Origin of the sequence: uncultured Vibrio sp. (assembly GCF_947488985.1) — a bacterium.
In the GTDB taxonomy this organism is placed as follows: domain Bacteria; phylum Pseudomonadota; class Gammaproteobacteria; order Enterobacterales; family Vibrionaceae; genus Vibrio.
In genome coordinates this window covers 1-403 of record NZ_CANLBV010000313.1, presented here as the reverse complement: position 1 = coordinate 403, position 403 = coordinate 1, and the positions used below count along the sequence as shown (strand labels likewise).

Sequence of the window (403 nt, the reverse complement as noted above, 5' to 3'; positions counted from 1 at the left end):
ATAACTTTGGTGCCAACTAGCACGATCCATGATGACTACTGCTTGATAGCCTGCTGGAGTAGCTTCTGAGATTAGACGGAGTTGCTCTTGCATCACCTCCATATTGCTCACCGGAGCAACAACAGCTTCAGTATTGCCATTACTTATACAGACTGCTCCAAATAGATAAGCATACTCAAATTGCTGTTGTTGAATTGCTCTAGGTCTTGTTCCTTTCGGTGCCCAAATCCGTGTAGTTGTATTGCGTTGACCAAAGCGTGCTTCATCTTGAAACCATATATGTACTCGGTTTAACGCGATATGGCCTGGGATCTTAGTGATCGTTTCTATCAGGAATTTTTTTAAAAGCTTCTTGGGCTTCCTCTGATTGTTTAGGGTGTTTGGAGCGCGTTGTTATCCAGCT

1 pseudogene is annotated in these 403 nt (G+C 43.4%); it reads right to left on the bottom strand.

The features are described from left to right. A pseudogene (locus tag Q1A70_RS20490) lies at positions 1–403 on the bottom strand (IS630 family transposase); the annotation flags it as partial.